This window comes from Lacticaseibacillus suilingensis, assembly GCF_016861845.1.
Classification (GTDB): domain Bacteria; phylum Bacillota; class Bacilli; order Lactobacillales; family Lactobacillaceae; genus Lacticaseibacillus; species Lacticaseibacillus suilingensis.
Map to the genome: position 1 here is coordinate 40834 of NZ_BOLV01000019.1, position 6330 is coordinate 47163.

General features: G+C 50.9%; 5 protein-coding genes and 2 tRNA genes. 4 read left to right on the forward strand and 3 right to left on the reverse strand.

Features of this window, described 5'->3' with window-relative positions; translation table 11 throughout:
- The first annotated feature begins 38 nt into the window (after positions 1-38).
- Positions 39-1316: an MFS transporter gene (locus JUF11_RS10880; RefSeq protein ID WP_204119629.1), complete on the forward strand. Its 1278-nt coding sequence runs from the start codon at positions 39-41 to the stop codon at positions 1314-1316.
- A gap of 317 nt (positions 1317-1633) precedes the next feature.
- Here the strand turns inward: JUF11_RS10880 and JUF11_RS10885 are convergent, their stop codons facing one another.
- Positions 1634-3103, reverse strand: a complete 1470-nt coding sequence (locus JUF11_RS10885) for a peptide MFS transporter (RefSeq protein WP_204119630.1) — start codon at positions 3101-3103, stop codon at positions 1634-1636.
- A gap of 352 nt (positions 3104-3455) precedes the next feature.
- Here JUF11_RS10885 and JUF11_RS10890 point away from each other — a divergent pair, with 352 nt between their 5' ends.
- Entirely contained in the window at positions 3456-3869 is a 414-nt protein-coding gene (locus tag JUF11_RS10890; RefSeq protein WP_203633658.1) for a hypothetical protein, read from the forward strand.
- Between the two features lie 49 nt (positions 3870-3918).
- Here JUF11_RS10890 and JUF11_RS10895 read toward each other — a convergent pair whose 3' ends face one another.
- A complete protein-coding gene (locus JUF11_RS10895; protein ID WP_204119631.1) occupies positions 3919-4716 on the reverse strand; it encodes a DNA/RNA non-specific endonuclease in 798 nt (265 codons plus the stop codon).
- A 262-nt stretch (positions 4717-4978) separates the two neighbouring features.
- Between JUF11_RS10895 and JUF11_RS10900 the strand changes: the two genes are divergently transcribed.
- Both JUF11_RS10900 and JUF11_RS10905 read left to right on the forward strand, forming a co-directional pair.
- The gene (locus JUF11_RS10900; RefSeq protein ID WP_204119632.1) at positions 4979-5830 is read left to right on the forward strand and encodes a hypothetical protein; all 852 of its coding nucleotides are present in this window, start codon (positions 4979-4981) and stop codon (positions 5828-5830) included.
- A 208-nt stretch (positions 5831-6038) separates the two neighbouring features.
- A tRNA-Thr gene (locus tag JUF11_RS10905) sits at positions 6039-6111 on the forward strand.
- A 142-nt stretch (positions 6112-6253) separates the two neighbouring features.
- On the opposite strand, the gene JUF11_RS10910 is transcribed toward JUF11_RS10905, so the two are convergent.
- A tRNA-Asn gene (locus tag JUF11_RS10910) sits at positions 6254-6326 on the reverse strand.
- Positions 6327-6330 lie beyond the last annotated feature (4 nt).

The following is a 6330-nucleotide window of genomic DNA, read 5'->3' on the forward strand; positions in this document are numbered from 1 at the left end:
AACTATGATGACCTCATCAAAGCTTGGAGGTCATCATCATGAACATTTATCGCACAAACAAACCTTTCCGCATTCTCGCAAACGCCGCTTTCCTCAGCAATATCGGCTCGGTCATGTTCAACTTTGTTTTCATGATCTATGCCCAGACCCTACCCTTCAAAACGCTCGCCTTGTCACTGGTCACCCTGGCCAACTTGTTGCCTACGCTGGTGACCATGCCTTCCGGTTACCTGGCTGATCACACCCCCGCCCAGCGCCGGTTCAGCTTCATGTTCTGGCTGCGACTGGTGCAAGCCGCACTTTATGTGGCCCTTGCCATCATCATTCAGGCGCCAGGCACGCTGGCCACCTTCGCCTTCCTCCTCGCCATTAACGTGGGTTCCGACCTGATTGCCGATTTTACCGGCAATCTCATCTTCCATTATCAAAAGCATATCCTACACAGCCAAGACGAGTATCAAACGGGGCTGGGCTTTCTTTCCGGCGTCGGTAACATTATCAGCATGGTCTTTCAAGCCGTGGGTACGAGCCTGATTTTGATGCTGCACCATAACTATGTGGCTTTTGGCCTGATCAACGCGGCCAGCTTTGCCCTGGCAGCCCTAGTCTTGCTCCAAGGCCGCCGTCAGTTTAAGGCCGCTGATACCGCAGCGGCAGCTGAGCAAGTCGAAGCTGCACCAGAGAACATGGTCCAAGGCTTCAAGCGCGCCATGCAATTTATGGTGCAAGACCGGGCCCTGTTTGCCGTTATCATGCTGGCCGTGGGCATCAACGCCCTCGGCACCAGCATTGATGGCCTGTTATCCGTGCTGATTGCCAACACGACCAGCCTCTGGTTCGCCCATGACTTCGGCGTCACCTTGGCCATCATCGGCATCAGCGCTTCGCTGAGCACCACCGTTGCCGCCTTATTCATGCATGACGGCTTGCAGCGCTGGTCCCTGCCAGCTTTGACCATGATCACCACCAGCGCCTTAGTCTTACTGGCCATCGATCTGGTCGTCTGGCACAACAGCTACGCCATGGTGGCATTGTTGGTCATTGCTTGCTACCCCATTGGTAAAATCAATCCGCGCCTTTCCGCGACGATCATGAGCCGCGTTGATAGTCAGCACCTGGCCACCGTCGCCAGTGCCTTGCAAACCCTGATCATGATCGGCGCCCCTGCCGGCACCGCCTTGTTCCTCGGCATTGCCAACCTCAGCAGCCCGACCCTCGCTTGGGCCGTCTTTGGCGGCTGTGCGGCGTTGATGACGCTACTAGCCGCTTGGATGCGGCGCTTTACGACCAACCCAACCACTGCGACTGAAGAATAGAAGAATAGCGTCTTTTACATGCCTTTATTGGTTGAACGCCTGAGATGCTGTGATGCCAGCCACCGCCCTCACGCACGCCAATGGCACCGGGGCTCGTTTTAACTAGCAAGAAGCGGCGGTGGGCGGAGCTTGGGGCGCGTGGGCCTGCCGTGAAACGAAAATCAGCCTTTAACCTGCGTTCTGGGCAGGCTAAAGGCTGATTTTCGCGGCAGTTTGGAAGACGCATCGGAGCTTTAAAACTAGGTTGGAGACCGCTTTGTGGCTCCAACCGGCCGCACAGCAGGCTACGCGCCCCAGCGCTGCTCGCGGCCGCATGGTTAGTTGACCCCTTGCATCAACTTTTCGATGCGCGGCACGATCAGGAACATCACCAGCCCGAACAAAATGGTTAGACCGCCGAAAATCCCAAAATATGCCAACTCGGTGCTTGGCGTGTACAGCCGCACAATCTGGGCGTTCACCGCCTGCGCCGCCGCATCAGCCAAGAACCACATGCTCATCATCTGGGAAGCAAAAGCCTTAGGCGCCAGGCGCGTGGTCACAGACAGGCCCACTGGCGAAATCAGCATTTCCCCAATTTCAACGATCGCCCATGACAGCACCAGCCACAGCGGCGACACCCGCGCATCGGTGCCGGCCAGCATCAGCGGCAGCATCATCACCAGGTAAGACACCCCGGTGAACAGCAGCCCGTAAGCAAACTTCTTCGGTGAACTCGGCTGCTTTTTGCCCAGTTTCACCCATAAGGTAGCAAACACCGGCCCATACAACAAAATAAACAATGGGTTCAGCATCTGGAACCAGCCAGGCAGAATTTTGAAACTACCAAAGGTCAGTTGCGTTTGGTTCGCGGCAAACACCGCCAGCACACTGGAGCCAGATTCTTCAATCGCCCAGAAAATCACTGCCGCGATGAACAGCGGTACATAAGCCCACACCCGCGAGCGCTCGACTTTGGTGACTTTCTTGCTCGTCAGCATCATCACAAAGTAAGTGATTGGCACCGCGATGGCAATAATCGTCAGCAACATGATGACATTGGCAATCGTCAAATTGCCAGTGGCTGCCATGATGCCCAGCACGATGATGGCAGCGGCCAACCCGCCAGCCACTTTGATCAGCAGCGGCTTGAGCTCGCCGGGCTTCAGTGGATCTGGGGCCTGGTTATCCTGTTCACCGATATACTTGCGGCTATCGATGGCATAGACAATCAGCCCAATTGCCATCCCGAACGCCGCCAGTGAAAAACCGACATGGAAATTGAACTTCACTTGCGCCCAGTTGACGATCAGCGGCGCAATCAAGGAGCCCAAGTTGATGCCCATGACGAAAATACTAAACCCGGAATCGCGGCGGAGATCCTTTTCCCCGTATAAATTCCCGACCATTTCCGACACGTTAGGCTTCAGTAGCCCGGTCCCAATCACAATCAGGACAATCGAGGCAAACAAGGCGCCGGCGCCAAACGGCAGACTTAGCACAATGTGACCAAACATAATCAGCACCCCGCCCCAAAAAACGGTGCGCCGCGCGCCAAGCAGCCGGTCAGAGATAAAGCCGCCAATGGTCGAACTCAGGTAAACCAGGGAGCCATAAATGGACATCACCGACAGGGCGGTGCCTTGATCAAAGCCTAGCCCACCTTTGGCAACGGAATAGTACATGTAATAAATGAGAATCGCGCGCATCCCATAATACGAGAAGCGTTCCCAAAATTCCGTCATGGATAAGGTGAGCAGTCCCCGCGGATGCCCCATGAAGGCGCGGTCTTTAGATTTTTCTTTCATCGAAAATAATACTTCCTCTCATCTCGTGAATACGTTGAATCGATTTCGCTGAGAATACAAAGAAACATTATAAGCGTGAATGATTATGCTCTCAATGTGAAAAAAAGGTCATCGAAAAACTCTCATGAGACTCTTTGTAAGCTTCACATTTTATACCTTCTATCACTTCGGAAAGCCTATTTACTGGGGACTCATTTGGAATACCGGCTTTTGTCCCAAAATGTGTTCTTTATGAGTAGCGTAGCGCTTTCAATTAGAACTTAATAATTATTCACCACGGGCCGGCCGAACCACATCACGGCAGTGTGCTATACTCGAAACTAAAGATAACGGTTCAAAGGAGGCCAGGGGCATGGCCATGTGGCATTTAATGTTGAAAAAACCGGCCTTCACCAAGGGCCAAGCCAAACACATCGTTTACACGCTGCAGGATGCTGGGACCTTTGGCGGCTTTCCCTTGAAAAAGGTCGGCATCGTCCGGGACACCGAGGACTTGCTCTATATCGACTTGTCCTTCACTCAGCCCATCGGTTTAACTCAGGCTCTGTTTGAAGAAATGGTCAAGTATCTGATGGTGTTATCCGGGCGGCTGGAAACTGCCCCACTGTCAGTCTATTTTGCCATCATGCAAAAAACGTTTGATGAATTGGACATTACTTACCAGCACTATCCTGACAACAGCCTCGATATCGTCTTTTGGCAAGGCTCACCCATTGTGGCGCCACCGGAAGACAAGGAAGAATTGCGCTTCCGCGATGATGAATAAGTAACGCAAAATGCCTACTCTGGCTCAGGTCAGGGTAGGCATTTTTACGTTACTGCTGCGGCACTTTGACACTTTGATCGACCACGCTGCGACCGGTCGCATAATCATACTTGATGCCGGCTTGGACGTTGAAAATATAGACATTAAAATCCAAATTGCCATCCGACTTGGCGCGCAGCCAGTAGCCGCGGGGCATCAGTTCATCACCGCGAAAGATTGTGGTGACCTTGTAGATGACTTTTTGACCATTGGCTAGCGCATCACGCACCTGCTGCTCATACGGCTGCATCAGCACCTGATTGGCGTATTCCGTTTGGGTCGCGAGGTTCTTCGGATTATCACTGGAACCGAGCTCACCTTGCTGGAACTTACCATCCACATCCAAGTTTCCTGACAGCGTGTAGGCAATCAGATGCCCGCGGTTTTGGCGATTAACTCGCTTGCCATCCACTAAGGTATAACGATTGTGCCACCCAGTGGGCTCAAACTGCTGACTCGGCCGCCCCGCCGATTGGATCAAGGTCTGCTTGTTCAGATACCCAGTATTGGTCGTCGTGCGATTGAGACTGTCCAAATTGCCATAGATAATCTGTGGCCCTTGCCACTGCCGCATATTCAACCCTGATTGATTGTGATCTACCGTGACCACCGGTGCGGAATCATTTTTGTAATCCAGGCCTTCCAGCTTGGCTTGCACCTCGCTAGCCGCTGGCGCCTGAATGGTGGTGCCTGCCTCACCTTTTTGTTGCAACACGCCCAGTTGATTAGCGCCCCAGCCGACTAAAGCAATCAGCACCGCCACAACCACGCCTAACGAACGGTACTGCTGCCGCCTCCGCTTTGCCATTTTGTTTCCCCCTTGGTTAATTGCTCATCTGTCCAGTATAACAATACTTCGCGAGCAGTGCCTGCGCTTTAGCCAGGTGAACTATATTAATCAGATTCATGAGGACTTTTCCTCATTGAAGCGAAATATCTATTGCTTGGGTCATTATTCACTGCACGGCGTTTTTTGGCTTGATACTAAGTTTTACTAGAAAAGGCACCGTGTACGCTTATTTTCGATTCAAAGCAGACGAGTCGCAAGCACTGCAAGGGAGGATGACAACATGAAAAAGGTTTGGGTAGTGTTTAGCTTGTTTGCTATCCTGATATTATCAGCATGTAGCAAGGACAAAATGCAAATTGAATCTGGGGTCTCAGAAAATGATGTCTTTGTAAAATATAATGGCGCAACTTACAACGCCAAAGTGAGTGTCAAACTACCTGTGGCAGCGAAGTATCTCACAGTCTATTATGATGGCTATGTCCAAAAATCACTGAAGGCCAATAGCGATCACATTGTCACTTATACAGATTATATTTACGGTAAGCCTACCGTAAAACTGCTCGCCACGATCAAAAAATACGAGTACGGCGACGCTTTTAGTTTGGTAGAATCGATTGACACCTTGGCACTTAAAGGGGCAGGCCTCAAAGAACCCACTGCGGACGAAACTGAAGACGTCGACGATGAGACTGATTTTGACAATTCAACCGATGATTCTTTTGAAGACGAATCCGATTATGACCTTGAAGACGATTCGTCTTCATCTGAACCGTTTAACGCTGCAGACTATAGTTCAGGAGTCACGTTTGAAAACCTTGCCCGCACCCCGGACGAATTTAAGTACAGAAAGTTCCAGATGACAGGCAAGGTACTTCAAGTCATGGAAGGCGATGAGGTAAACAACCTGCGTGTTGGCATTAATGGCAAGTACACTGATGTCGTCTTGGTTGAATACGAACCTGGAATTATGGCAGGATCAAGAGTTCTTGAGGGCGACAAGATTACTTTCTACGGCACGAGCTTTGGGACAACGTCATATGAATCTACCATGGGTGCCACAATCACGGTACCAGATGTTTTAGTCGTGAAGATCGATGATTTCGGCAAGGCCCCAGACAATTATGGTTATTGAAATTAAGCCGATTTTACCCTTCAGGCATGGCATTAACAGTGTGGCTCCGGCGCACTGTTTTTTGTTGATCGGAATATTTGTGCAGCATTGCTCGTCACTTTGGCGACTTGAAAACGGCCATAACGTGGAGAGCCATTTTGCCTAAAAAGGGGTTTACACCGGCTTTTCCCTCCTGTATAATTACGTTTGTTGTGATGAAACACATCATGCCGTCTTAGCTCAGCTGGCAGAGCATCGGTATCGTAAACCGAGGGTCGAAGGTTCGAATCCTTTAGACGGCATCTATAACAAAAATAGGTTCTGCTAATGTGCAATTAGCGGGGCCTATTTTTGTTATATCAATCCAACTAGCCTCAACGTCATATCTTCCGAAAATCGGCATGATGACACAAAAAAACCAGCCCGCTTAGACTGGTTGTTTAGCTCCGGATGTCAGGCTCGAACTGACGACAACCTGATTAACAGTCAGGTGCTCTACCAACTGAGCTAATCCGGAATAA